Genomic DNA, 24962 nt, shown 5'->3' with positions numbered 1-24962 from the left:
TGGAGGGTGGGCGCGAGGGGCTGGAGGGTGGGCGAAGTAGGGCTCAGCGCACAGGCTGGCCGCAGGCGCTCAAGCCATTCAGGATGCGCTGGAACCCGGCGCTGGAGGCTGCGCGCGCGTCGATCACCAACGACGTCTCCAGCGCCGCCACGCTGTAGTTTCCCTCGCCCGGCCAGGTGAAGACAGCTCCCTGACCCGAGAACGACTTGCGGCTGCTGGGTGCCTCCGGTGGGCCGAGCAGGCGGGTCAGGCAGTCGATGGCGCCCCGCTGGACGTACACCCCCTGAAGGAGCGTGGGAGGGAACAAGCTGATGGTCTTCAAGGGGCTGCCTGGACGGCCATCCCACCGCAAGGTGGCCAGTCCAAACCAGGGGTGGTCGATGGCGAGCCGCTGCTCCTCCTCGACGAAGCCGTGGAGGTCGCCGAGGGTCCTCGTGTGGAGGCCGCGGAAACGAGCACTCAAGGTGCTCACGCTGCGCTCGACCGGGGTCTTCGGATCCAGCGTGGCGAGGGCGCTCAGCGCGTAGCCTCCGCCGAGGTAATCGCGCACGGTCTGCGGATCGAGCGTCGCGGGCGCCTGGAACGCGAGCTCCTTGGCGAGCCCCCAGAGGGCTTCGATCTGCTGGACGCGGTGAGGGTTCTCGCTGCCGTCGTCCAGCGTCCGTTTGACATCGACGGTCAGCAAGCCCAGCTCGGGGAGCCACTGCACACTCGCTCCTTCCCACGAGAGCGAGGACTGCAAGAACCGGCGTCCGAAGAGTGCGCGGAGCCGCGTCTGGATGCGCGCGTCGTGCTTCCGGGCGTCGCGCAGGTGGATCGAGATGCGCTGCAGGGGCTCGACCTTCTCCGGGGAGCACTGGAACGTCATCCGTGGCACGAGGTCGTCGTCGACCTCGACATGAATCTCTCCCTTCGCATCCGGAGAAACATGGGTACTCGCCTCGGCCACGACGCATCCGCCACGCATCGGCGTGCTGAGGATCGTCTCGCGCTTCACGCCCCTGTGCGGGCGCTTCTTGCTGGTGCCTCCGGACGACAGCAGGCCGACCACCAGGGCGAGGAGCATGACGCCGAGCACGACGACGTACTGCATCCGGACGAAATCATGGTGGTATGCGAGCGGCTTGGTGGTCGGGAAGTGCAGGTGGGGAGGCGGCGTCCACTGCGGCGGTGGCGTCCAGTTCGGAGGGGTCCGGGGGACCATCGTGCGCAGGGAGCGGAGCTGGCTGGTCTTCTCGCAGTAACGGCACTTCACGAGCGGCGTGGTGCCGGAGACATCGAGAGGAGCACCGCAGAACCTGCATTCGACCAGCATGACGGGAGCAAGCTACCACGGCGCGCTGCGAGGCCGGGTGCTCAGCCCGACGTCTTGCCGCAAGCGTCGAAGCCGCGAAGGAGACGCTGGAAATCGGCGGTCGACATGGGCGACTTCGAGGCGTGAGCGAGCTGGACGGTGACCATGGCCTCGAAGACGTCGACGCTGCCGCCGCTCGCGACGCGGAAGCGGTAGGTCTTCTGGTCGCCGCGGAGGGCGTTGCCCTCGGAGACGTTCTGCGGTGGGCCGAGCATCGTGGTGGCGCAGGCGACGAGCACGGAGGGATCGGGGAACTTCTGCTTCCGCGGAGGTGGGGTCAGGCGGACATGCTTCAAGACGCCGGAGCGCTTGTTGTCCCAGCTCACGATGGCCTCGCCGTACAGGGGGTGTGCGAGGGCGACGGCGTAGTCCATGTCGATGTGGAGCTTGGGGTAAGTGCCCTTGAAGAGGGCCTTCATGGCGGTAGCGCTCTGATCGACGCTGGTCTGCGGGTCGAGGGTGGCGAGTGTGGCGAGGGGGTAGCCGGTGCCGAGGGCGTCGCGGAGGAGCGCAGGATCCACCGGGGTGCGCTGCTGGAAGGCGAGGACCTTGGCGACGCTCCAGAGGGCGGCGAGCTGTTCCTCGCGGAAGGGGTTGTCACCGTAGATGGGCAGCGAGGCAGGCACGTTGATGTTGAGCACCTGGGCCTCCGGCAGCCAGTGCATGGAGGTGTACTCCCACAGGAACATGGGCGGCTCGTAGCGGCGGCCGAAGATCTCGGTGAGCTGCTTGCGGATGGCCGCGTCGTGCTGCTCGGGTTTGCGCATGTGGAGAGAGATGGTCTCGACGCGATCGGGGCTGGCCTTCTTCCAGCCGAACGTCACGGAGGCGACGGCGTCGTGGGCGACGGGGACGAGCAGGAAGCCGTGCGCGTCGGGCTTGGCGTCGAGGAGGCGCGCGAGCTCGGTCGGGGTCTCGCGCATCGTCAGGGCGAGGAGCTTCTCGGGGGCGACGCCCGTGCGCAGGCCAGGGATGTCGAGCTGGCCACTCCGGGTGAGCGCGACGCCGATGCTGATGGCGATAACCATCGTAATCACCACGGGCAGGAGGAGGAGGAGGAGGCGTGGCGCGGAGGAGGAGACGGTGGTGACGTGGTACTGGAGGGGCTGGCTCGCTGGATGGTGGAGGTGCGCCGGCGGCATCCACCGGGGTGGAGGAGCCCAGCCTTGGGGCGTCTGCTGCATGACCGTGCGAAGCGAGCGCACCTGGCTCGTCTTGTCGCAGTAACGGCATTTCACCATGGAATCCGTGTCGCCCACGTCGAGGGGTGCGCCGCAGAATTTGCACTCGACCAGCATCGTCGACGGACCGTAGCACGATGCGCATTCGCGTCTCGCGACACGATTCCGCTCCAGGGTGAACCTCGCTGCACGGCGTGATCGGGGGGATGTCTCGTGACGAGGAGATGTCACCGAAATTTCGCTTGAATCGATGGGCGGCTGGTGAGACAGGCGTCAGATGGCCAGAGCGGCAGCCGAGGTATCGTGCCCGGTGATTCGTCCTCTCTGGCGCAAGGGTCGATGCGATGATGCGTCAGGATCGGGTGTGGATGAGAGCGCTGCTGTGCGCGCTGCCGCTGGCCGTGCTGGGTGGGTGTGCCGGCGTGGAGGACGAGGGGACGTTCGAGGTGGTGGGCGAGAGCACGGAGGCCGTGCTGACGACGCCGCCAGCTCCGGGGTCCGGGAACATCCTCGACAGCACGACGTACCTCGGGCCGCTGGCGCTCGAAGGCGCAGTGCAGACCTATTTCACGACGAATCCGCAGTTCTATTCGTTCGCGGTCACGATTCCGGCGCATTCGCAGGTCCAGGTCGAGGTGACGCAGCTCGGGAGCTCGAGGGGGCTGGACACGAGCTTGTTCCTGTACGGGCCGAAGGATGCGAGCGGGAGCTACGGGACGACGCCGGTCGCGCTCGATGACGACGACGGCTACGGGGAGCTGAGCCGGATCAAGCTGGCGTCGCTGGAGGCCGGCGGGGAGTACCTGGCGGTGGTCGGTGCGGACGCAGGAGCCGGGAAGCAGTTCCGGTTGCAGCCGCGCTGTGTGGGCTGGTCGTGCCTGCCGGCGAACGTCGGGCCGGCGCCGAGCAACGCGCCGAACATCTGGGTGGAGGAAGCCATCGCGCCGCACATCGAGACGCTGCTGGCGGGCGTGTGGCGGGACGGGGCCGACGCGGACATGACCCGGTACGATTTCGGGTGGCAATACACGGGGCAGGCGTCGCTGGACCACGCGGCGCAGCTGGTGCTGAAGCAGGGGCACTACTGGCGGTACAAGTACGATCCCCAGCCCGATGTGTATGACGCGGCAGGGCTGAACCAGGCGCTGGCGTCGATCTACCGGCCCGTCGTCGCGGAGCTGCTGAATACCTACTCCAATGGCACGGAGTCGGTGCAGGCGAAGCGGTATTACCGGACTTACCAGACGGGCCCGAACGGGGACCACTGGGACAGCCTGTTCGTGATCCTGCTGCCCGAGTCGCACAAGATCATCGTGTTCGAACAGATGCTCTACGAGATCTGAGCGACGAGGCGCTGCGCGGAAGCAGCGCGCTCGAGCCGGGCGCGGCAAACACCGCTCCGGCCCGACGTCGACGAGGCGCCTCGCAGCCGTTCGAGGCGCCTCGGTTTCTTTCGATGCCTCGGTTTTCCTTCGACACCTCGGGCTCCCTCCACGCCACGGGCGCGAGGCCCCCGGGGCCACGGGCGCAAGTCCCCTGGCCTGCGCCGGGCGCTCGGTCGATGCGTGGTGGTGTCATGTCGGGAGGGCCCGGCCCGCGGCGGGCGCGCCATCAATGCGCGGTGGGTTCGCGTCGAGCGGGCTTGCTGCGGGATGCACGGCGGCTGCGGCGCAGGGCAATCGCCAGGGCCGCCAGGGCCGGGAGAGCGGCGCGCTCGGCCGAGGTCGCGGGTGCCGGCGCCTCCGCGAGGCGGCAGGCGCAGCCGCTGACGCTCGACGGGTCGACGTCGCCGTCGCCACCGCCGACGCCACCGCCCGCGCCGCCGGTGCCGTCGGAGCTGCAGGTCCCGGCTTCGCAGGTGCCGCCAGGGCAGGCGGTGCCGTCGGTGGCGAGAACGTCGGTGGGACAGGCCGCACCCACGCCGTCGCAGACCTCGGCGAGGTCGCACATGCCGAGCGCGGCGCGACACAAGGTCCCCGCACCGCGGACGACATCGGGGGGGCACTCGGCGCTGGTGCCGCTGCACGCCTCGGCGCGGTCGCAAGGGCCCACCTGGGGGCGGCAAGCCACCCCTGCGCTCAGGAAGGTGTCGGAGGGGCACGCGCCGGAGAGGCCATCGCAGGCCTCGGCGACGTCGCAGGCGCCCGTGGCCGCGCGGCACTCGGTGCCGGCGGTGGCGAGCAGATCGGGGGGGCAATCGGGCGTCACGCCGTCGCAGCTCTCCTCGGCGTCGCATGGCCCCACGGCGAAGCGGCAGGTCGTGCCGGCAGGTGCGCTCAGATCGGGAGGGCAGTCGAGCGTCGCGCCGTCGCAGACCTCTTCGGCATCGCAGGGTCCCACGGACGCGCGGCAGGAGGTGCCCGCGAGGGCGAGCGCGTCGGGGGGGCACTCGCCAGAAAGACCATCGCAGGTCTCGGCGAGGTCGCACGCACTCGCGGCGTCGCGGCAGAGGGTGCCGGAGGGCAGGACGGTACACGTTCCATCCGCCTGTGCGCCCCGGCTCGCGCTGCAGGCCTGGCACGCGCTCCCGTCGCCGCCGCAGGGCTGGTCGCAGCACACGCCGTCGACGCAGTGGCCGGAGACGCACGCGCCATCATCGGCGCAGGGCTGGCCGTCGGCGAGCAGGTCGACCTGGTGGAGGGCGTACACGGCGCCCTGCTGCGCGAGGGTGTGGGGGGCGCCCGCGAGCGCGAAGTCGACGCCGAGGGCGATGAAGGCGCCGAAGTGCTGGGCAGGGGTGGGGGCGGTGCGCTCGCCGGTCTCGGTGAAGAGGCCACCGCTGCGCTCGAAGAAGTAGGCGGCGCCTTCATCGGCGGGGCCTTCGAGGGGAGCGCCCACGGCGAGGCGGTCCCCGAGCAGGGCGACGGCAGCGCCGAAGGCCTCGGGGGCGGCTCCGGAGGGCAAGAGCTGCTGGGACTGGTTCCAGAAGCCGTCGGCGCGCGTGTAGACGTAGGCCGCGCCGACACCGGGGCCGAGGGTCAGGTCGCCAGGGGCACCGATCACGGCGGTGTCGCCGTCCATGGCGATGGCCTGCCCGAACTGGCGGACGCTGACGCTGGGGGCCGTGAGTTTGTCGATCTGCAACCAGACGCCGCCGCCGCGATCCATGACGTACACGGCGCCGGCGCTGGCGAAAGGGGTGCCATGGCGGGGAGCGCCGATGAGGGCTTGCTGCTCGGAGAAGGCGATCGCGGCGCCGAAGGTGTCGCCAGCGGCCGCGTCGAGGGCGAAGAGTTTGGTGACCTGGGACCACAGGCTGCCCGTGCGCGAGAAGACGTAGACGGCGCCGGCGTCCGTGCCGTGACCGTCGTCGCGTTGCGCGCCGATGAGCGCGGTGTCGCCGTCCAGCGCGACGGCGTTGCCGAACTCGTCGTGGGGGAGCCCGGCGGGGGGGGCGAGGGCCTGCTGCTCGGTCCAGGTGCCGCCCGCGCGGGTGAAGACGTAGGCGCGGCCCGAGGAGTTGATGCCGGCGTGGTGCGGCGCGCCGATCACGGCGGTGTCGCCCGAAAGGGCGAGGGAGGCGCCGAAGCGACGGGCGACGGGCAGCGCCGGGGGGGTGTAGGCGGCGTGGAGCTTCTGCTGTTCCACCCAGGCGCCGGAGACGCGCCCGAAGACGTAGACGACGCCAGCGCCCGGTACGGTGCCCACGGTGGCCTCGGGTGCGCCGAGGAGCGCGGTGTCGCCCGAGAGGACGATGGAGGTGCCGAGCTGCTCGAGCGCCCCCGCCCCGGAGGTCGCGAGCTGCTCGGAGACCTCCCAGACGAGGGGGTCGATCACCAGGGGGTAGGTGGCGACACGGTCGTCGACGAGGATGCGGATGCGATCTCCCCGGACGTCGAGGGAGGCCGGGATCTCGCGGCCCGCGGCGTCACGCACGAACAGCTCGGCGTAGCGGCCGACCTCGCGGCCCGCGGCGTCGCGTAGACGGATGGTCCGCTCGTCGGCAAGCTCGGGACGGACGGTGCCACCGAGGGTCATCGAGAGTTCGACGCGGCCCTCGCCCGCGGCGCTGCAGGCGGGGCGGCGGGCGAGGTCGAAGCCCTGCTCCAGGCCGAGGGGACCGTGCTGGTACCACTCCACGACGTCGCCATGTCGGTACTCGGCGCGTCGGCCGGCGAGGACGGGTGGGGTCGGCGTGACCTCCACGGTGGCGCCGGGACACCCGAGGGAGAGCGATGCGAACGAGGCTTCCCAGCGGCGGGAGCGCGAGAGCACCCGCACGCCAGCGCCGGCGAGCGTGACGGCGAGGCCCGCGCCCGTGGGGTCGGCGCGGAGCCCCTGGGGCGTGTCGCGGAAGTGGTAGATGGCGGGCGCGTCGGCCTGCACGGCGGCGATGTAGGCCGCGCGAAGGGCGGGAGGGGCCGTGTCGGTGACCGCCTGCGCTTGCGCACTCGGCGTCACCGCAGCGGGGCGCGCACCAGCATCTTCCGGTTCGGGGGCCGACACGCACGCCGCGGCGACCAGGCATCCCATCCACCACGCACAGCGCGAAAGCCAGGAAACGAGGGGCTCGCGACAAGTGTGTGGGACGGGGTGGGTGGTCGACCTCGGGGCTCCTGCCATGCCGTCCTCCTTGCGCTGCGGGCTCTCATGGGACTTGACACGCTGTCAGGTCGAGCCGCGGCGTACGTGGTTGAGCGATCATGATGGCCCGCAGGGGTCGCCGTTGGGAAGGGATGTCCTGCGGGTCAGCGGCTCGCGAGCAGGAGGATGACGCCCAGGAGCGCCGCCGTCACACCGAGCGCCCACGCCGTCCTCGCGGCGTCCTCCGTGGTCCCGACGTCGTCCACGGCGTCCGCGGCGTCCGCGAGGTCGAGGATGTCCGCCCCCAGGCTGGGCCGCGGCAGCTCGGTGGCGTCGAAGGAGATCCCGAGCAGCCAGCTCGTCCCTTCGCGGCCAGGGTGGCGCTCCGTCCTGTGCAGCGTCCGAGCCCGCAGCGCGATCCGGTTGGCGTCGCCCTGGTCGAGGCCCAGGCCGAGCCAGGCCTCGGGCCCGAAGGCGAGGCCGATCACCTCGCGATCGGGGACGCTCAGGACGGCGACCAGCTTCTTCGAGGCGATCTCCAGCGCCACCGCCGTGTGCCGGTCGAGCCGCACGCCCAGGAGGTCCCCGGCCGCGGCGCAGCTCACGCAGTCGGGCCGTCGACCCGTCATGCGCATGAGGGTCATGGGCTGGCCTCCGTCCGCGTCGACGGTGACGAGGCGATCGCCGACGGCGGCGATCCAGAAGCCGGCGGAGCACCAGGCCAGGCTACGCACGGGAGCGCGGAGGTCCGTCACGACGGCCTCGGGGCGCCGCGTCTCGACAGGCTCGGTCGTCCCGGCGACCTCGGTCGTCTCGACAGGCTCGGTCGTCCCGGCGGCCTCGGTCGTCTCGACAGGCTTACTCGTCTCCGCGGCCTCGCTGTTCTCCACCGGCTCGCGCGTCTCCGCGGGCTCGGTCGTCTCGACAGAGCCGGGGATGGCTCTGGTCTCTTCCTTGGGGGCTTCATCTGCGAGGCAGAAGAGGTGCAGGTGGCCCTCCTCGCTGCCGACCGCCAGACGCTCACCGCGCGCCGACCATGCGAGGGCCGTCGCATCGGGCACGGGCAGCGCGACTCGGGCGCCGTCCCGCGGCTCGATGACGACGCCGCTCGCCAGCGCCACGGCGCACGTGCCGCTGGAGGCGACGGCGAGGGCGCGTGGCGTCTCTCCAAGAGCGATCTCGGCGAGCGGTTCGCCACCGTCGAGGGACCACCAGGACAGCATCCCGTCCACGGAGAGGGAGACGATCACGTCATCCGCCACGCCCACCGCGGCGAGCGCCGTCGCGGCCCGGTGGTGCCAGCGCGGCGCGTCCCCGTTGCCCTCGTGGACGAACAGCTCGTTCCCATCGGCGAGGACCAGCACGTGGCCCTCCGGGTGGTAGGCAAAGCGCGGAGACGGGGGAGACACGGGCCGGAGGCTAGCCGGCGCGCAGGGCGAGGTACAGCGACGCATCCAGCTCGCGTTTCGCGCCGCCTCAGCGCCCGCCGCCGTCACGCCGCAGCACCCGGCACCGTCACGCCGCAGCGCAGCCCTGTCGCAGCCGTCGCCAGGAGCTCGCGCCCCTGCGCTCGATCGCCTCGCGCGCTCGTTCGCCTCGGTCATGGAAAACGCCGTCACGGCGCGCGCGCTCGCGCGGCTCTCCCACGTTTCCGTGAGCCTTCGGCGCCTCGATGATCCAGGCACTTCGACCGCACGCCGTGGCGCGCAGACGCCTGGAGCGCACGCACGAAGCGGTCGCGGCAGTGCCTCTCGACGCAAGCCGCTGCCGCTGGAACGATGTAGTGCCGCTACCCATCGACACGCGATGCCCTCTCGCCGCGCTTAAAGCCCATCACGCCTCCGTGGTACTGGTCTTCCGGCGGTCGGACTTCCCGGCCGTCGAGGAGCAGACCCTGGATGGTGACAGCTCGATGGCTCTTGCTCGGCGCTGCCGTTCTCACGGCTGGTGCTGCGGCGTGCAGCGGAGACCAGGAAGACCTCTTCCCGAACCAGGCCACGGGCGGCTCGGGTGGAACTGGCGGGAGCCCTCCCACGACGAGCAGCGCGACGAACGTGGGCGGCGGCGATGTCGGTGGAGCCGGTGGCGTCGGCGGTGACGGTGGCAGCGGTGGAGCCAGCAGCGCGAGGGCCATCGTGGATCTCCGCGCCGACGTGAACCGCGATGGCGTCGTCGATCTGAACGATCCCGACGACGACGTGAATGAAGACACGTGGGACGCGGCGCGTGGCGCGATCTTCCTCGCCAACATCGACGACGACCGGGGATCGTGTCCGAAGGGCCAGAGCGTGAGCGATTCGCAGCTCGCGGCTTGCAATGACGCCGCCGACGAGGTGGTGAATGGTCCCGACGATCTGCTCGATCTCGCCAGGCTGCGCGTCGCCCCGTGGCCGGACGCCCCGGCCGACGCGTCGGCCACGGTGACCCTGAACGAGCAGGCGAGGAGCAAGGTCCGCCTCTTCAAGGCCGATGGAGACAGCTTCACCGCGCTCTCCCCGGAAGGCACCCTCACGGCTGCCGAGCTCCAGGCGGGGATCGAGCTCGCCATCGAGGGCAGGGACATCGTGCGCGATCTGACGGTCTGGGACGGCTTCGCCGAGCTCACCCTCACCGTCGAAGGAGGCACGCGAAACGGAGAGCCCGTCGAGGGGGGAACCGACACGTTGAAGATGCGCGTCGCCCCCGTGCTGCTCCGCCATCATCTCGATCCGGCCGAGCGCGTCTACGTCACCCGGATGACCGGCAACGGCTCGACGGTGTTCCGGCAGGGTCTCGCGACCGCCGTGAACGCCTCGAATGTGCCGGAGCCGACCCTGGAGATGTCCCTCAACGACCAGTGGACGCAGGACTTCTTCGAGACGGGCTACATGGCCATGCCAGGCCCTGGCGGGCAGAAGCAGGTCATCCACGTGAACTTCCGCTCGGCCAACTACACCGGCGGGAGCCTGCGCTCGGCGGGCCGCATCGTCTTCACCACACTGCGCGGGAAGGACGTCGCCGGCGCGGTGCAGTACGACACGAACCACGCGAACTCGATGGACTCGCTGAACTCGTTCGGGAACACCGAAACGATCCCGCCCTTCACCCACGAGGGGCGCAGCTACCCCGTCGGTCGCGTCCTCCGCGGCAAGACGGCGTCGTACTACCCCGACCAGAGCTTCGACCGCATGCTGGTCGCGCAGGGCTACCAGCCGCCCGTGTACCTCGACACCTCGTGGCTCCTCGTCGGTCACGTCGACGAGACCACGAGCTTCGTCAAGGCCCCGACCGCACGTGGCTGGGCCCTGGTCGTCGCCGACAGCGGAATCGGCGTGCAGATGCTCCAGCAAGCGCGGGACGCGGGGTACGGGAGCACGGAGATGTTCGCGTCCAAGGGCTCCGCACGTACCACCATCAACGCGGTGCTGAACGATCCCGACCTCATGAACACCAGCGCGTGGGCAGCCGCCGAGGTCGACAGTCAGGTCGAGGTCCTCGTGCAAGAGACGGGCATCACCGAGGACGACATCGTCCGGATCGGCTCGGTCTGGGAGTCCGAGTCGGGCTATGCCGTCGCGTACGTGCCGGGGATGGTGAACGGCATCTATCTCTCGGACACGGATTTCGCAGCGCCTGATCCATTCGGCCCGGTGATTGGAGGCCAGGACATCTTCAAGCAGCAGATGAGCGAGGCTTTTGCACCGCTGGGAATCGCCGTACACTGGATCGACAACTGGGCGCTGTATCACCGCATGGCTGGCGAGGTGCACTGCGGCACGAATACCACCCGGGCGATCCCGGCGGTCAACTGGTGGGAGGGTGAACAATGAGCACGAAAGGATGGTTCGCGGCGCTGGCGCTGACGCTCGGACTCGCTACCGCGGGCTGGCCCGTCGAGGCCCAGGCTGCCGGCGCGGTGATCAGCACCGCTCAGCTCTCTCCTGCAGAGCGCACCCAGCTCACGACGGACATCACCAAGGCGAAGGCTGCCTACCCGGATGCCTTCATGGCGGTGGAACAAGCCCGGCAGATGCTGCCGGAGCTGGACGAGACCAAGCGCGGACGGATGGCGGTGGTCACGCCGATGCTCAAGAGCCTCGGCCCCAGCGCGCTGCACGCCATGCTCGAGCAGCTCGCGATCGACGGTGGCGAGCAGGGAAAGCTCAGCGAGAGTGCCTGGCTCGCCTGGCGGACGAGCTTGATCGAGGCGACGGGCATGCTCCGGGACGACCGCGCAGCGCCCGTGCTGAACGCGGTCCTCGACGGAGCGATGACGGACTTCGAGGTGATGCGCGAGGCCGCCGCCGCGCTCGGGAAGCTCGGGACCGACGCCGCCGCGACGAAGCTCATCGGCCTCGCCACGGCGCGAGGGCCCAAGCAGACGGCGATCCTCGCCGGCATGGGGATGTGTCGTCGCCTGTCCGTGGCGAAGACGCTGGCCACCGCCCTCCCGACCCACCGCGACGAGACGACCGCGCGGCTCGTGGTGCGCGCGCTCGGCGATGTCGGCTCGGCCTGGGCCTGGAAGACCCCGGTGATCGCCGCCAGCGGGGAAGGCAAGGCCACCCGGGCGGAAGCCGCAAGGGCCCTGGTCGACGCCTTCGTGACCCGTGATGGCGAGGTCCGCCGCACCGCCGCGACGGCCATCCTCGTGGTCGATGATCCGTCGACCCCCGCCCTCATCGAGGCGGCGCGCAAGCAGGCCTCCGCCGAGACCGCCGCCGCGCTCGACGTCCTCGCCCGCCGCTTCGCCAACAGCCCCCTCCATCGCAAGCCGTAACAGCGCTCTCACGGGGCCCACCGCGGGCCCCCTTCATCTGTCAGGCGGCCCGCACATCATCGAGCAGGCGCCCGCGACCGGCGCTGGATCTGCCCCCCCTTCCTGCCTATCCTGCGCGCCGTGTCGTCTCGACGGATTCATCTTCCCTTGCTGGCGAGCCTCTCGGGCTTCATGGCCCTCCTCTGCAGCCTGATGACTGGCGCCTGCGATGACGGCGACGGCACGGGCGGCGCTGGCGGCGAGGGCGAGGGAGGTCAAGGCGGGTGCCCGACCGAGCTGGCAGCCCAGTACACCATCACCGTCCGTTCCGCAGACGGCCCCGTCCCGCCCGACACGACCATCCGCGTCACGTGGAGCGTGGGCGAGGAGCCTGCGTTCCACCTCGACGATCCCTCCACCTGGCTGTCCCTCGACGAGGGCAACGTGGTCTGCGACGTCGATCCCGAGGAGCCTGCGCCGACCGCACTGCGGGAGCTTCACTGCCAGATCTGGACGAACGGCCCGACCCAGGTGGAGATCACGGCCGAGGGCTTCGTCGACTACGACGAGACCCTCAACCCTGCCACGAGCCAGGAATGCGGAGGGCCGATCCCCCTGCAGGTGGACATCGAACTCGCCCCTTCCCCGGACGAGACCTGAGCCGCGCGACCGCGATCACCGCCCCGCGCGACTCCCCTCCCGCGGCCGCTCACAGGTCGACCACGAAGAACCCCTGCCCCACGCTCTTCTTCAGCAGCGGGAACGCCACGTTGTACACCGGCACGCCCTTGGCCGTGCGGCCTTCCATGGTCCCGTGGTGCGCGTGCCCGTGGAACACCACGTCGGCTCCGTACATGTCCACGGGCGCGGCCAGCCGGCTGGATCCGAGGTAGGAGCGAATCTCCAGGTTCTCTCCGAGCGTCGTGTCCGGCACCGGCGCGTAGTGCATGATCACGACCTTGCGCGCCGTATCGAGCTGCGCCAGCGCGGCCTCGAGCTTCAGCTCCTCGCTCACCGCCTCCTGCACGAACGCCTTGATCGGTCCCTCGCCGAAGGCCTGCAGCATGGCGCTCCCGAACCCACCGCAGAACCCCTTCACCCCGGCGACGCCCACGTCGTCGTTGAACTCCACGTGGTCGCCGTCGAGCACATGGATGCCGGCAGACCGCAGGATCTGCATGATCTCCTGACCCACCCCGTGATCCAGATCGTGGTTCCCCAGCACCGCCGCGCACGGCACCTTCAGCCCGCTCAGCGCATCCGCCAGGGCCTTCGCCTCGTCGATGAGGCCCCGATCGGTGAGGTCACCACACATCACGAGCCCTTCCGCCTCGTCGTTGACGGCCCGGAACAGATCCCGCAGGCGGGTCACCTGCTCCGCCCCACGGCAGTGCAGATCCGAGGTCGCAGCGAGGCGAAAACGCCGAACCGCCTTCCCCTCGCCATCTCCTCCCGAGGCGCGTTCTCCCCCTTCGCCGCCATCGTGGGCTCCACCGCCGCTGGCGCCGCCGGTCTGGGGCGTCACCGCGGTGACCGGGCTCGCCACCCGCTGCTCGTTCGCATCCGTCGTCATGCAACCTCCTTCGCGCCTGGCACGCCTGCCGGCACCGCCACATCGTTCGCTGCCGCTGCCACCGCCACGTCCTTCGCGTTTGCTGCTGCTGCCGCTGCCGCTGCTGCTGCTGCTGCCACCGCGTCTGCCGCGGCCAGGTCTGCGGCAGCCATGCCTGCCGCAGCCACGCCCGGTGTCGCCACCACGCAGGGCCCCGACCCGCTCACACCCGAACGCCACTCCAGCGGCAGGACCCCTGGCGTGGGCTCTGCGCTGCTCATCCCGCGCAGCTCGTAATCGTGGCGGTACTGCTTGTTGCTGATCAGGTGCCCCCGACAGAGATCTGCGCCGGCATTGCCCGAGCGTGACACCTCCTGCGTGCGCTGGCACAGCTCATCCATCACCCAGTCGGGCACCTGGCTCCGCGCGCCGGGGTAGACGAACCGGTAGAGCGTGAGGTGAGCGAACAGCACCTCCCAGTGCGGACCGAAGCGCGCGAGGATCCGCTCCCAGTCCATCAGGTGACCGCAGGCGAAGATCAGGTGATTGATGTCGGCCCCATCGAAGCGCTCCCGCTCGTCGATGAAGGCCTTCGAGAAGATCATCTCCTCCGGCGGCGCCAGCAGGCAGGGGTAGCCCAGCACCGATCCCTCGCGCGCATGCTGGAACCAGAGCTCGTCCACCACCGCCAGCTCGTTGCTGGAGCAGAAGATCAGATCCACGAAACTCTCGCCGAGATACCCCTTGCCGATCCAGCGTGCGTCGTGCACCACCGTGCGGAATCCTGCCTTCTCGAGTGCGCAGAAGGCTGCCGGCAGATCGCGCTCCAGCAGGAAGAGATCCAGGTCTTTGGTCTCGCGGTAGATGCCCGTGTACACGAAGAACGCGTACGTGCCGGCGACGAGGAAAGGGACCTCCGCCTCGATCATCGCCTCGAGGGCGCGGGTCCTCACGGCCAGTTCCTGCGCGCCTCCCGTCGCCACATGCTCTTGCCCAGGGGGGCGCCCGGGGTAGAGCAGCGGCGCGGGCTCTCCTGCCAGCATGGCCTCAGCTCGCTCGTACTGTCTCATACGCAGATCGCCTAAGGACGGGGCCGAGCGATGACCAGCCCTCGAGCTTCACAATGACGAGAACGCAATGAAGTCGCGACGCGCGGCATCGGAAGGTACTCCAGGCGAGATCAAGCGTCCGCTCGGTCCACGGGAGCCGCGGGGATCTCGCTCCTGTACCGTGCTGTTTTGGACGGACGGCGTCCTCAGCATCTGCCCCGCGCTCGACAGGCTCGAACGAGTCTGGAACCGCACTCGCCAGCTCCGCGGTAGAACGCTCGCGCACCCGACCGCGGCAGGAAAGACGAACCGCGGGAGGCACAACGCCAGAGGAGTTCGAGATGGAGACGCGGAAGCTCGGTTCACTCGACGTGTCGGTGGTCGGTCTCGGCTGCAACAACTTCGGCATGAAGATCGACGCAGAGGCCACGGCGAAGGTGGTCGACGCGGCGATCGACGCCGGCATCAACTTCTTCGACACCGCCGACATCTACGGCGGCACGAAGAGCGAGGAGTACCTCGGCAAGGCGCTCGGGAAGCGCCGCGATCAGGTCCTCATCGCCACCAAGTTCGGCATGAAGGTCGACGAGCAGCGCAAAGGTGCGCGGCCCGAGTACATCCGGCGCGCGGTGGAAGACAGCCTGCGTCGCCTGGGCACCGACCGGATCGACCTGTACCAGCTCCACACGCCCGACGAATCGGTCCCCATCGAGGACACGCTGGGCGCCCTCGACGAGCTGGTGAAGGCGGGCAAGGTGCGCGAGATCGGCTGCTCGAACTTCTCGGCCGAGCAGCTCCACGCGGCCGAGGCTGCCTCGAAGAAGGCGGGCGGGGCGCGCTTCGTGAGCCTCCAGAACGAGTACAGCCTTCTCCACCGCGACCCCGAGCACAACGGGGTGCTCGACGCGTGCAAGCAGCTCCACCTGGCTTTCCTGCCGTACTTCCCGCTGGCCAGCGGCCTGCTCACCGGCAAGTACCGCAAGGGGCACCCGGTGCCCGAAGGATCGCGCCTCGGGTCGAGCGATTACTTCAAGAAGCTCCTGTCCGACGAGAACCTCGACCGGGTGGAGGCGCTCGTCCTGTTCGTCGCGCTGCACAACCACAGCCTGCTGGATCTGGCCTTCTCCTGGCTGCTCACCCGGCCCAAGGTGGCCTCCGTCATCGCCGGCGCGACCAGCCCCGAGCAGGTGAAAGCCAACGTGGCCGCCGCGTCGTGGAAGCTCACCGAGGCCCAGCTCGCCGAGGTGGACATCCGCGTCCCGTGATGCCGCGCGGCACGGGCGTTCCTGGTGAAGGGTGGCGTGGGGCGTTCCTGGTGAAGGGCGGCGTGGGGCGTCCGGGGTGAAGGGTGGCGTGGTAGGGTGCGCGTTCCTCGCGCGGCCCTCGCCGCGCGCCACCGACGCCATCATCGAGGAGGCCCTGTGTCCATCGCGACCGTCAATCCCGCCACCGGCGAGACGCTCCGCACCTTCGCACCGCACACCGATGCCATCATCGAGGAGAAGCTCGCCGCTTCGCAGAAGGCCTACCATCGCCTCCGCCGCCGCCCGGTCGCGGAGCGGGCCGCGCTGCTGCTGCGGGTGGGTGAGCTGCTGGAAGCCGAGAAGGAGGCCCTCGGGCGGTTGATGACGATCGAGATGGGCAAGCCCATCAAGGCCGCGATCGCCGAGGCCGAGAAGTGCGCCTGGGTCTGTCGCTACTACGGCGAGAACGCCGAGCGCTTCCTTTCACCCGAGCACATCGAGACGAGCGCGAGCGAGAGCTACGTGCTGTTCCAGCCCATCGGCCCGGTGCTGGCGGTGATGCCGTGGAACTTCCCCTTCTGGCAGGTGTTCCGGTTTGCGGCGCCTGCCCTGGCCGCTGGCAACGTCGGGTTGCTGAAGCACGCCTCCAACGTGCCGCAGTGCGCGCTCGCCATCGAGGACGTGATCCATCGCGCCGGGTTCGAGCAGGGCGCCTTCCAGACGCTGCTCGTCGGGGCCAGCGTGGTCCCCCGGCTGCTGGCCGACGATCGGGTGGCCGCAGCGACGTTGACAGGGAGCGAAGGGGCCGGGCGCAGCGTGGGCGCCGAGGCCGGCAAGCAGATCAAGAAGACGGTGCTGGAGCTCGGAGGCAGCGATCCCTTCATCGTGCTGCCGAGCGCCGATCTGGACGCCGCCGTGACCACGGCGGTGAAGGCGCGGATCATCAACAACGGTCAGTCGTGCATCGCGGCGAAGCGGTTCATCGTGCACGAGGCGATCGCGCCGGAGTTCGAGCGTCGCTTCGCCGAGGTGATGGGGCGGCTCAAGGTGGGCGATCCGCTGGACCCGGAGACCGAGGTGGGGCCCCTGGCGACGGCGCAGGTGCGGGCCGACATCGAGGCGCAGGTGGAGGCGTCGGTGAAGGCGGGCGCAAAGCTGCTGACCGGCGGGAAGCGTCTGGATCGGCCAGGCTACTTCTACGCGCCGACGGCGCTTTCGGAGCTGCCGGCCGAGGCGCCTGCGGTGGCCGAGGAGACGTTCGGTCCGGTGGCGGCGCTGGTGCGGGTGAAGAGCCTGGACGAGGCGATCGAGGTGGCCAACGCGACACACTTCGGGCTGGGGGCGAGCGCGTGGACGCGCGATGCGGGGGAGAAGGCGCGCCTGGTGGCCGAGGTGGAGGCAGGGGCGGTGTTCGTGAATGCGATGGTGGCGTCGGATCCGAGGGTGCCGTTCGGGGGGATCAAGCAGTCGGGGTACGGGCGGGAGCTGGGGGTGTATGGGATCCGGGAGTTCGTGAACATCAAGACGGTCTGGGTGGCGTAGGGGTCTCTCTGCCGGGGGGCGCCGAAGGGGGGAGCGTGGCTCCGGTGCCTGGTTCCCCCCATGCGAGTCGCGCCTGGTAGGAGGCTCGGGGTGGGCTGAAGGGGGGGGAGACGAGGTGGGGGAGGTTGGAGAAGACTGGGGGCCGGCGCTCCGGGCGCATGGGGCCCCCCAGGCACCGGAGCCACGCTCCCCCCTTCGGCGCCTGGGTTGGCAGGGGGCCCGGGGGATGGTGGGGGGGTCAGGACCAGCGGTTGGGAGTGGGCCCGAGGGATGGGGGGGGTCAGGACCAGCGGTTGGGAGTGGGCCCGAGGGATGGGGGGGTCAGGACCAGCGGTTGGGAGTGGACCCGAGGGATGGGGGGTCAGGACCAGCGGTTGGGTTCGGACCAGGGGAAGTGGAGGGTGCGGAAGATGTAGGAGCCGCCGGTGCGGCCGAGCTCTTCCCAGACGTCGGGGGGGAGCTGGGCGGCGGTGAGGAGGCGGGTGGCGGTCGCGGTGGTGCCGTCTTCGAAGCTCACCTCCAGGCGGGCTTCGTACTCTTCGCGCGGGGTGCGGGCGTAGCGCATCTGCACGGACTTCACGGCTTCTTCGATGGCGCTGACGGCGTCGGGCTCAGGGGTGCCCTCGAAGGCGCGCTGCACGGTGTCGCGCTCGAGGCCGGTGGCGCTCAGCTTGCGGTGCAGTTCGCGGGTGAGCACCTCATCCGCCCATTGATCCAGCTCGGTGCGCTCGCGGGAGCGGGGCTTTCCCTTCCGTCGGAGGCGGCGCAGGATCTTGGCGGCGAGCCACAGCGCGAGGGCGAAGAAGATCAGGGAGGAGATCGAGAACCCGAAGAACGACATGCCTCCGCACGCGCAGGGGGCGTCGAGGTCCGCCGAGAGGAACAGGGGGAGTCCGGACTGCATGCGACTTGGTCCTTTCTAGGATGTGCGGTCATCTTGCCGCAGGCTCTGGCCGGGGTCGATAGCTGCACGCGGCAGGCAGAGGGTCTGAGCGCCACCCGGTCGGTCCGCTCGGGCGTCCTCGTCGAGGGTACGACGTCTCACGCAATGGCCCCTGCCCATCCCTTTCAGTGCTTGGAGCAGGGGCGGAACCGGCAATCTTCGGCTTCTGCCCGGAATATTAACTATCGTAGGGCTGCCGTACGCGGCTCGGAAAGGCGCGACCCCCATGACGATCAGCAGACGGAAGTTCGGTGGCAGGCTCGGGGAGGAAGGGCGCGGGGCCGTCCTCGGCCTGGTGGCGCTCGCGGCCGTGGTGACGGCTGGTCTCGGCGTCGGCTGCGCCGAGGGGACGGTGACCCCGCCGCCCAACGGGGACTCATCCTCGGGCGGCGAGGGGGGCGACAAGCCGACGTACGGGGGCTGTATCCCGAGCGAGAGCGCCATCCCGGTAGCGAACGACTGTGGGGTGTGGGCGTCGAGCAGTCAGGGGCACGATGGCAACGCGGGCATCAAGGCGGGGCCGGTGAAGTCGCTGGCGGAGGCGTTCTCTCGCGCGCTCGACCCCGACAAGGGCACGGGCCGCGTCTACGCCTGCGCCGAGCCGTTCCAGGAGGCGGTGGAGGTGCCCCCGGGCATCACGCTGTACGGGGGGCTCGACTGCGAGGCGGAGTGGGGCTTCGTCGGGGACCAGCGGAAGACGACCATCGCAGGTCCGCCCGATCGCGTGGCGATGCGCCTGCTGCCCGGCGAGGCAGCGAGCCGCATCGAGGACGTGCTCGTGCAAGCGGCGAACGGAGAGACGCCAGGCGCGTCGTCGATCGCAGTCCTGGCGCATCAAGCCAGCGCGGAGCTGGTGCGCTGTGAGCTGGTGGCCGGGGATGGGGCCGTCGGCGCCACGGGCGAGCACGGGGCCGTCCCTGCCATGCCCGGCGATCCTCCTCCCACGGCCCAGGCGGGTCTCCCCGGGGTGGCAGGGACCCGGCCCTGTCTGACGGTGAGCGGCACCCTGGTGCTGACGACCGCAGGTGGGCCGCCCGTGGAGCTGGTCTGCGACGATGGCGCCACCTCGCTGGGCGGCAAGGGTGGGGATGGCCTGGCGAACTCGGGGCAGAGCGGGCAGAGCGGTCAGACGGGGGATGCCGGGCCTGGAGGCACCGGCGCTCAGGCCAACGAGACGACGTGGACCTGCACGGCTGGCCGGGGCCTCGGTGGCGATGGCTCCACAGGGCTCGAAGGGACCGTCGGCGCGCCCGCGGCAGGGGTGGGTGCGCTGTCGCCCGAGCTGGGCTTCGTGGGGACGTCCGGCGTGGCTGGAACGGTGGGGAGACCTGGACAGGGCGGCGGCGGCGGCGGCGCTGCGTACGGTGGGGCCTGCGGGATCTTGCCAGGCGCGCATGGCGCGGGTGGGAGCGGCGGGACCGGCGGCTGCGGTGGCAAGCCAGGCCAAGGGGGTGGGCCGGGTGGTGCGAGCTTCGGGCTGGTGAGCCTCGACGCCCGGGTGGTGCTCACGGAGAGCAAGATCACGGCGGGGAATGGAGGCCTCGGCGGTCAAGGGGGCGACGGGCAGGTCGGAGGCCCGGGAGGCGTCGGAGGCGCTGGCGGCAGCTTCTCGTCCGTAAATCCGATGCGGTCCGGCTGCGCGGGTGGCGTCGGGGGGAAAGGCGGAGACGGCGGCCCAGGCGGTGGCGGGCTCGGTGGACACGCGGCCGCGGTGGCGTTCAGCGGGACGCCCCTGTCGCTGGACGAGTCGATCCCGCTGACCTTCGGCGCCGCGGGCCCTGGAGGGATGGGCGGAACCGGGGCGGGAGACGGAGCGCAAGGAGAAGGCGGGCTGGCGACGAGGGTGCTCGAACTGCCCCTCGCACCGTAGAAGCGACCGAGTTCCCTCTCCGTCGCTCCGTCAACGAGGGCTCAATCGGCGACGGGGAGACCGCTCGGCACGCTGTCCGGAATCAGGTGCATCAGGTTCAACGACCGGGGGTCGGTCAGCGCCGAGAGGAACGCCATCAGATCGGCCACCTCCTCGTCTTTGAGCGGGTCGCCCTTCACGGCGAGCTCCGGGGCGAGCGTGGAGAGCAGCTCCTCGCTGTTCTGCTGGTAGGTGCCCTGAAGCTCCGGCTCGACCTGGCGGTCGTCATAGGCGCTCAGGGCCGCCACCGGGTCCAGGTGATGGCGCACCGTGTCCTCCAGGCTGGCGTAGGCGCCGTTGTGCATCCACGGCCCCTCCAGCTCGATGTTGCGCAGCGACGGCGTGCGGAACTTGAACCGATCCGACTGCACGCCAGTGACGCGACCCAGCCCGTGATCGAACGGCGCCTCGTCCCCCTTGCCCGTGCCCACCTGCGGCGCGGCCACGTTGTGGAAGCCGAAGTCGGTCTGCAGCGCCCCCGAGTGGCACGACGAGCAGCTCGCGCGACCATAGAACAGGAGCGCGCCGCGCTTGGCCGCGTCGGACAGCGCGTCGGTGTTCCCGGCGAGGTATCGATCGAACGGCGTGTCCAGCATGGTGAACGCATCGATCATGAACGCCCCGAGCGCCTCGCCGAGGTGAACGATGCTGATGTCCGCCTCCGCCGTCCCCGGGAACAGCGCCAGCAGCTCCGCCCGGTATTTCTCCACGCCCATCGCGCGCGCCACCACGAGAGGCCAGATCTGCGCGAAGTCGTCGTTCGTCAGGTCGGCCATCTCGTTCGGATTGCCGAAGACGTCGGGCTCCCCGGGGAACCCGCGCATCTCTTCGTCCGGCGTCACCGGGATGATCGAGAATGCAGCGAGCGCGCTGGAGAAATCCTGCGGCGTCGCGTCACCTGCGGGCGAGACGTAGCCGTCCGTCAGGTTGCCAGAGAGGCGCCCGTCCCAGAACATCGTGTCCCAGCCGGCGACCCCTCGGTTCCAGACCGACAGCGTGTTCCGCGGAAGAAAAATGCTCCCATCGACATGCCGACGCGCCGGACCGAGCCCCACCGCGCCCTGCCCTCGCGACTGACTCTGGCCATCCGCAGAGCCGAGCAGCGGGTGATGACAGGTCCCGCACGAGATGTTGCGGCGTCCGCTGATCTCCTTCTCGAAGAACAGGTTTCGCCCCAGCTCCACGAGCCGAGGATCCTGTGCCGCCGGCGGCACCACGGGGCGCACCTCCTGTGTGGACAGCACCCCTGCCAGCTCCTGATCCAGATCGGGCCCGCCCTGGAGCGGCGTCGTCCCGTCGTCGTCCCCGCATCCCCCCAGCAGCACCGCGGCGATCACCACACCGCCCCGTGACCACCCACCCCGCCGGCCGAGCCGACCGCTCACCCCATCCATCACGCCCATCGACGACCTCCTCTCCATGCGCGCCGTCCACCCGCAGCGCTGCGCCGCCACGCCATGCAGCGCGCCCTCGCTCGGTCCTCGTCACGCCCACCGACCCCATCCACTCCTCGTGCCAGCGCCATCCAACCTGCAATCCGCGCGTGATGGGCCCTCCTCTCGGCCCGTGCGCCCACCGACAGGACGTTGCTCACCGAAACGTCGTTGCCACACACCGACATTTCGTTGCCCACGCCTCCCGCTCGGGGTGCCCCAGCCAGCGCTCCGGCGTTACCATGGCCCCGATGACCCTCGACCACTGGCTCGCGGCGGGGGCCAACGAACTCGCGGATCTCGCGCGACTCGCCGATGGGACCGACGTCGCCCTCGACGAACTCCTGCTGCGGGGGCTGGAGTGGCTGGGTCGCCTCGCGCCGTACGACCTGGCGGTGGTGTTCGAGCTGGAGGACGGCGAGCTCCGCGCGCGCGCGGCCAGTGGCCCCCTCTCTCGCCCCGAGGTCCGGGAGCACCGCATCCGCCTCGACGATTTCCCCTCCATCCGGCTCGCGATCGAAGAGCGCCGCAGCCACGTCTTCACCGAAGACGATCACGCCTTCGGCGACGGCGACCCCTTCGACGGCGTGATGGACTTCCCCCACGGCCACGCCTGCATGGTCGTCCCCCTCGTGACGGGCACCGACGTCTTCGGCGTCATGTCGCTCGACCGGACCCAGTGCGTCTCCTACCCGCGCGCCGTCGTCGATCTCGCCGAGGTCTTCGGCAAGCTCCTCGCCCTCTCCGTACACTGCGTCCGCCAGGGCCAGCAGCTCGCGCGGATGAACCTCGCCCGCGAGGAGCGCATCGCGGCGCTCGATCGTCACCTCGAGACCATCACTGGCGAGGCCGGCGTGCTCGGCGAGAGCAACAACCCCCGGGTGCGCGAACTCGCACGCCAGGCCCTCCTCGTGGCTGGCACCAGCTCGACGGTGCTCCTCATTGGCGAGACGGGCACCGGTAAGGAGCGCATCGCCCGCTTCATCCACGAGAAGAGCCAGCGCCGCCACCGCCCCTTCATCCCGGTCAACTGCGCGGCCTTGCCCGCCGGCACGCTGGAGAGCGAACTGTTCGGCCACGAGCGGGGCGCTTTCACCGGTGCCCTGCGCTCCCGCCCTGGCCTGTTCCGCGCCGCCGATGGCGGGACGCTCTTCCTCGACGAGATCGGCGAACTGCCGCTCGACGTGCAGAGTAAGCTCCTGCGCGCGCTGCAGGAAGGCGAGATCCAGCCCGTGGGCGCCGAGCACCGCCTGAAGGTGAATGTACGTGTCGTCGCCGCGACCCACGTCGACCTCGAACGAGCCGTCGCCGAGCAGCGCTTCCGGGAAGATCTCTATTACCGCCTCTCCGTCTTCCCGCTCCGCCTGGTCCCCCTCCGCGAGCGCCTCGAAGACCTGCCCCAGCTCTGTCGGACCCTCTTGCGCGAACTCGCCCCCCGCGTCTGCCGCTCCGAACTCGCACTGTCGGAGAGCGCCCTGGAAGCCCTCCGAGGCCTCGACTACCCGGGGAACATCCGCGAGCTGTCGAACCTGCTGGAGCGAGGCGCCATCCGCGCGACCTCCAGCCTCATCGATCGCGTCGATCTCGGTCTGGCGAACCAGACACGACGAAAACGTGGCGGCCCAGGACGACCGACCGAGGACGAACCCCTGGTCTCCCTCGCCGAGAACGAGCGCCGACACATCGAGCGAGTCCTGCGCGCCACGAGCGGGCGGATCTACGGCGAGGGCGGCGCTGCGATGGTCCTCGGCCTGCCTCCCACCACCTTGCAGAGCCGGATGAAGCGCCTCGGCATCCAGCGCCCTGCCGGCGGCGCCTGAGAGGCCGCGGGGATCCGCATTGACGGCGGGTATCTCCGCTCCGACGGCGGCTACCGGTATCCCCTCACATTCACGTCACCCGAAGGAACCGGCGCACGTCGAACCACCATTGCACCCGTATTCACGGCGGCGTGACACCAGCGCCGGTTTTTCCAAGATCGCTTGAATGAACAGCCACCCATCGGCAACAGAGTCGATGATCAGGAGTTGCTGCTCGTGCGCTGGGAATGCCTCGTCCTTCCAAGGGTCATGCTGCCGCTCGGGGTTTTCCCTGCGAATGCGCAGCCTCCCCCGTCTCCTCCGGCTACGACGCCGGATCCGGCAGGAGTACCGGTTCCGCCGACCCCTCCTGCGCTCGACCCTGCCTCGCCAGCGCTTCCTCCCGCGCCGTCCAGCTCGACGGAGGCAACCACTTCGCCATTGCTGGTGAGGCCCGTGCATCGCACCGACACACCTGCCGCCCCACCGGGGCAGACCGCTCCCCCTCACCGCTCCCCCCTCCTCCTGCATCGTACCCTGCGACGGCGCGCGCCGATTCGCTTTCCGAGCGCTTGGATCATGAGCGCGTCGACGACATGAAAGTGATCGCGGATGGAGAGACGATTCTGTTCAGCTGGAGTGGGTCCCTCGTCGAGGTGGGCGACCGCATCGGCAGCGAGATTCACTTCGGCTTCATGGGATTGCCCCAGATTTCGCTCCAGGCAGGCGTCGGTATTTACGGGACCTACACGAAGTCGACGCGGGAAGCCGAGACACTGACGCCCCTCCGCAACGAGACCGTGCATCTACGTACCGTCTTCCAGGACGCCCCCTGGTCCATCCTCACGGGCAACATCGCTGCCCTTGACTATCTCCCCTGACGCAACGCACCGACCTGACGTTCGGCACCACCCGCATACTCGAACCTACGCACCCTGGAGCACCTGCACACGCAAACACAGACTGATGTGCGTTTTCATCGTGGCCAGCCTCGGGCTTTCACACACGATGGTTCAGCGGAGATGCACCATGCGCACGTCATCTTCAGCCGATGACGACATTCAAAACAAAAATCGACCAGGCGCCGCTGATTAGATTTACAATCACAAACAGAACGGTTATCCACAAAACCAATCCATTCGACAAATACGCCAATGGATGGCGTTTTCAATGGATCCATGGAGACCATCATGAATGCACAGAAGTACCTGCGGGCGCTGGCTGCTGGGTGTTTGTCGTGCGTGCTTGCGGCATGCGCAATGGCCACCCCCGAGGAAGAGGGCGTCATGACGGACGCTCGGAATGGATCCGAGACAGGCCTCCAGGAGGATGCGGACGAGGCAGGAATGGTCGACGACGTGGCCACGTCGGAAGAGGCCATCATGATCGACAACAATTACGACGCAATTGGGTGCCACAGCGCCGGGAACTATTGCGTTGCACGCTGTAGCAGGTCCGGCGATTCCTGGCAGGTCGTCGGGCACTTTCAGGACATCTCCAACTGTCTGGCTCGCAGTGAACAACACTGCCAGGCCATGAGACTCGGCTACCGCACGCAGTATTGCTGGGGATACGTGAACAGCGATTGAGTCGTCCCGGAGGTCCGACGCACCACAGGGAGGGTGCTCGCCGCGCATGCAGCCGATCGCCGCAAGCGCTCACCTCGATCTCGCCAGTTCCCTCATCCCTCATCG

At 69.7% G+C, this 24962-nt stretch carries 18 protein-coding genes; 10 read left to right on the top strand and 8 right to left on the bottom strand.

Annotated elements, in window-relative coordinates:
* Nucleotides 1–43: 43 nt before the first annotated feature.
* Both CMC5_RS13625 and CMC5_RS13620 read right to left on the bottom strand, forming a co-directional pair.
* Entirely contained in the window at nucleotides 44–1315 is a 1272-nt protein-coding gene (locus CMC5_RS13625; RefSeq protein ID WP_050430822.1) for a hypothetical protein, read from the bottom strand.
* 41 nt (nucleotides 1316–1356) lie between these two features.
* Nucleotides 1357–2652 (bottom strand): PHD finger domain-containing protein, encoded by a 1296-nt coding sequence (locus tag CMC5_RS13620; protein ID WP_050430821.1) that lies wholly within the window; start codon nucleotides 2650–2652, stop codon nucleotides 1357–1359.
* Nucleotides 2653–2879: 227 nt separating this feature from the next.
* On the opposite strand from CMC5_RS13620, the gene CMC5_RS13615 reads away from it, so the two are divergent.
* A complete protein-coding gene (locus CMC5_RS13615; protein ID WP_050430820.1) occupies nucleotides 2880–3878 on the top strand; it encodes a hypothetical protein in 999 nt (332 codons plus the stop codon).
* Between the two features lie 268 nt (nucleotides 3879–4146).
* Here CMC5_RS13615 and CMC5_RS13610 read toward each other — a convergent pair whose 3' ends face one another.
* Nucleotides 4147–7008 carry a hypothetical protein gene (locus CMC5_RS13610; protein WP_169796535.1) on the bottom strand — a complete coding sequence of 954 codons (2862 nt, stop codon included), beginning with the start codon at nucleotides 7006–7008 and terminating at the stop codon, nucleotides 4147–4149.
* 215 nt (nucleotides 7009–7223) lie between these two features.
* Nucleotides 7224–8468 carry a WD40 repeat domain-containing protein gene (locus CMC5_RS13605; protein WP_156338558.1) on the bottom strand — a complete coding sequence of 415 codons (1245 nt, stop codon included), beginning with the start codon at nucleotides 8466–8468 and terminating at the stop codon, nucleotides 7224–7226.
* A 489-nt stretch (nucleotides 8469–8957) separates the two neighbouring features.
* Here CMC5_RS13605 and CMC5_RS13600 point away from each other — a divergent pair, with 489 nt between their 5' ends.
* The 3 genes from CMC5_RS13600 to CMC5_RS13590 all read left to right on the top strand — a co-directional run bounded on the left by CMC5_RS13600 (nucleotide 8958) and on the right by CMC5_RS13590 (nucleotide 12457).
* Nucleotides 8958–10868 (top strand): protein-arginine deiminase family protein, encoded by a 1911-nt coding sequence (locus tag CMC5_RS13600; RefSeq protein WP_050430817.1) that lies wholly within the window; start codon nucleotides 8958–8960, stop codon nucleotides 10866–10868.
* Nucleotides 10865–11818, top strand: a complete 954-nt coding sequence (locus CMC5_RS13595) for a HEAT repeat domain-containing protein (protein ID WP_050430816.1) — start codon at nucleotides 10865–10867, stop codon at nucleotides 11816–11818. The genes CMC5_RS13600 and CMC5_RS13595 overlap by 4 nt, the downstream gene beginning before the upstream one ends.
* 120 nt (nucleotides 11819–11938) lie before the next feature.
* Nucleotides 11939–12457, top strand: a complete 519-nt coding sequence (locus CMC5_RS13590; RefSeq protein WP_156338557.1) for a hypothetical protein — start codon at nucleotides 11939–11941, stop codon at nucleotides 12455–12457.
* A gap of 49 nt (nucleotides 12458–12506) precedes the next feature.
* Here the strand turns inward: CMC5_RS13590 and CMC5_RS13585 are convergent, their stop codons facing one another.
* Both CMC5_RS13585 and CMC5_RS46470 read right to left on the bottom strand, forming a co-directional pair.
* Nucleotides 12507–13370, bottom strand: coding sequence for a metallophosphoesterase family protein (locus tag CMC5_RS13585; RefSeq protein WP_082362462.1), 864 nt, complete (start codon nucleotides 13368–13370; stop codon nucleotides 12507–12509).
* Complete coding sequence (locus CMC5_RS46470) at nucleotides 13367–14419, bottom strand: hypothetical protein (protein WP_156338556.1); 1053 nt, start codon at nucleotides 14417–14419, stop codon at nucleotides 13367–13369. Before CMC5_RS46470 ends, CMC5_RS13585 begins: the two co-directional genes overlap by 4 nt.
* 320 nt (nucleotides 14420–14739) lie before the next feature.
* On the opposite strand from CMC5_RS46470, the gene CMC5_RS13575 reads away from it, so the two are divergent.
* Nucleotides 14740–15663: an aldo/keto reductase gene (locus tag CMC5_RS13575; RefSeq protein WP_050430813.1), complete on the top strand. Its 924-nt coding sequence runs from the start codon at nucleotides 14740–14742 to the stop codon at nucleotides 15661–15663.
* A gap of 156 nt (nucleotides 15664–15819) precedes the next feature.
* Nucleotides 15820–17184 carry an NAD-dependent succinate-semialdehyde dehydrogenase gene (locus CMC5_RS13570; protein ID WP_050430811.1) on the top strand — a complete coding sequence of 455 codons (1365 nt, stop codon included), beginning with the start codon at nucleotides 15820–15822 and terminating at the stop codon, nucleotides 17182–17184.
* Nucleotides 17185–17545: 361 nt separating this feature from the next.
* On the opposite strand, the gene CMC5_RS13565 is transcribed toward CMC5_RS13570, so the two are convergent.
* Nucleotides 17546–18088: a hypothetical protein gene (locus tag CMC5_RS13565; protein WP_050430810.1), complete on the bottom strand. Its 543-nt coding sequence runs from the start codon at nucleotides 18086–18088 to the stop codon at nucleotides 17546–17548.
* Nucleotides 18089–18353: 265 nt separating this feature from the next.
* Between CMC5_RS13565 and CMC5_RS13560 the strand changes: the two genes are divergently transcribed.
* Nucleotides 18354–19997: a hypothetical protein gene (locus CMC5_RS13560; protein WP_050430809.1), complete on the top strand. Its 1644-nt coding sequence runs from the start codon at nucleotides 18354–18356 to the stop codon at nucleotides 19995–19997.
* Nucleotides 19998–20038: 41 nt separating this feature from the next.
* On the opposite strand, the gene CMC5_RS13555 is transcribed toward CMC5_RS13560, so the two are convergent.
* Complete coding sequence (locus CMC5_RS13555; RefSeq protein WP_050430808.1) at nucleotides 20039–21439, bottom strand: cytochrome-c peroxidase; 1401 nt, start codon at nucleotides 21437–21439, stop codon at nucleotides 20039–20041.
* A gap of 281 nt (nucleotides 21440–21720) precedes the next feature.
* Here CMC5_RS13555 and CMC5_RS13550 point away from each other — a divergent pair, with 281 nt between their 5' ends.
* The 3 genes from CMC5_RS13550 to CMC5_RS13540 all read left to right on the top strand — a co-directional run bounded on the left by CMC5_RS13550 (nucleotide 21721) and on the right by CMC5_RS13540 (nucleotide 24857).
* Complete coding sequence (locus tag CMC5_RS13550; protein WP_050435881.1) at nucleotides 21721–23289, top strand: sigma 54-interacting transcriptional regulator; 1569 nt, start codon at nucleotides 21721–21723, stop codon at nucleotides 23287–23289.
* A gap of 575 nt (nucleotides 23290–23864) precedes the next feature.
* On the top strand, nucleotides 23865–24149 hold the full coding sequence (locus CMC5_RS13545; RefSeq protein ID WP_156338554.1) for a hypothetical protein: 285 nt from the start codon (nucleotides 23865–23867) through the stop codon (nucleotides 24147–24149).
* Between the two features lie 309 nt (nucleotides 24150–24458).
* Nucleotides 24459–24857, top strand: coding sequence for a hypothetical protein (locus CMC5_RS13540; RefSeq protein WP_156338553.1), 399 nt, complete (start codon nucleotides 24459–24461; stop codon nucleotides 24855–24857).
* The last annotated feature ends 105 nt before the right edge of the window (nucleotides 24858–24962 follow it).

Source organism: Chondromyces crocatus (genome assembly GCF_001189295.1).
Taxonomy (GTDB): domain Bacteria; phylum Myxococcota_A; class Polyangia; order Polyangiales; family Polyangiaceae; genus Chondromyces; species Chondromyces crocatus.
This window is presented reverse-complemented; position numbering and strand designations above follow the sequence as displayed.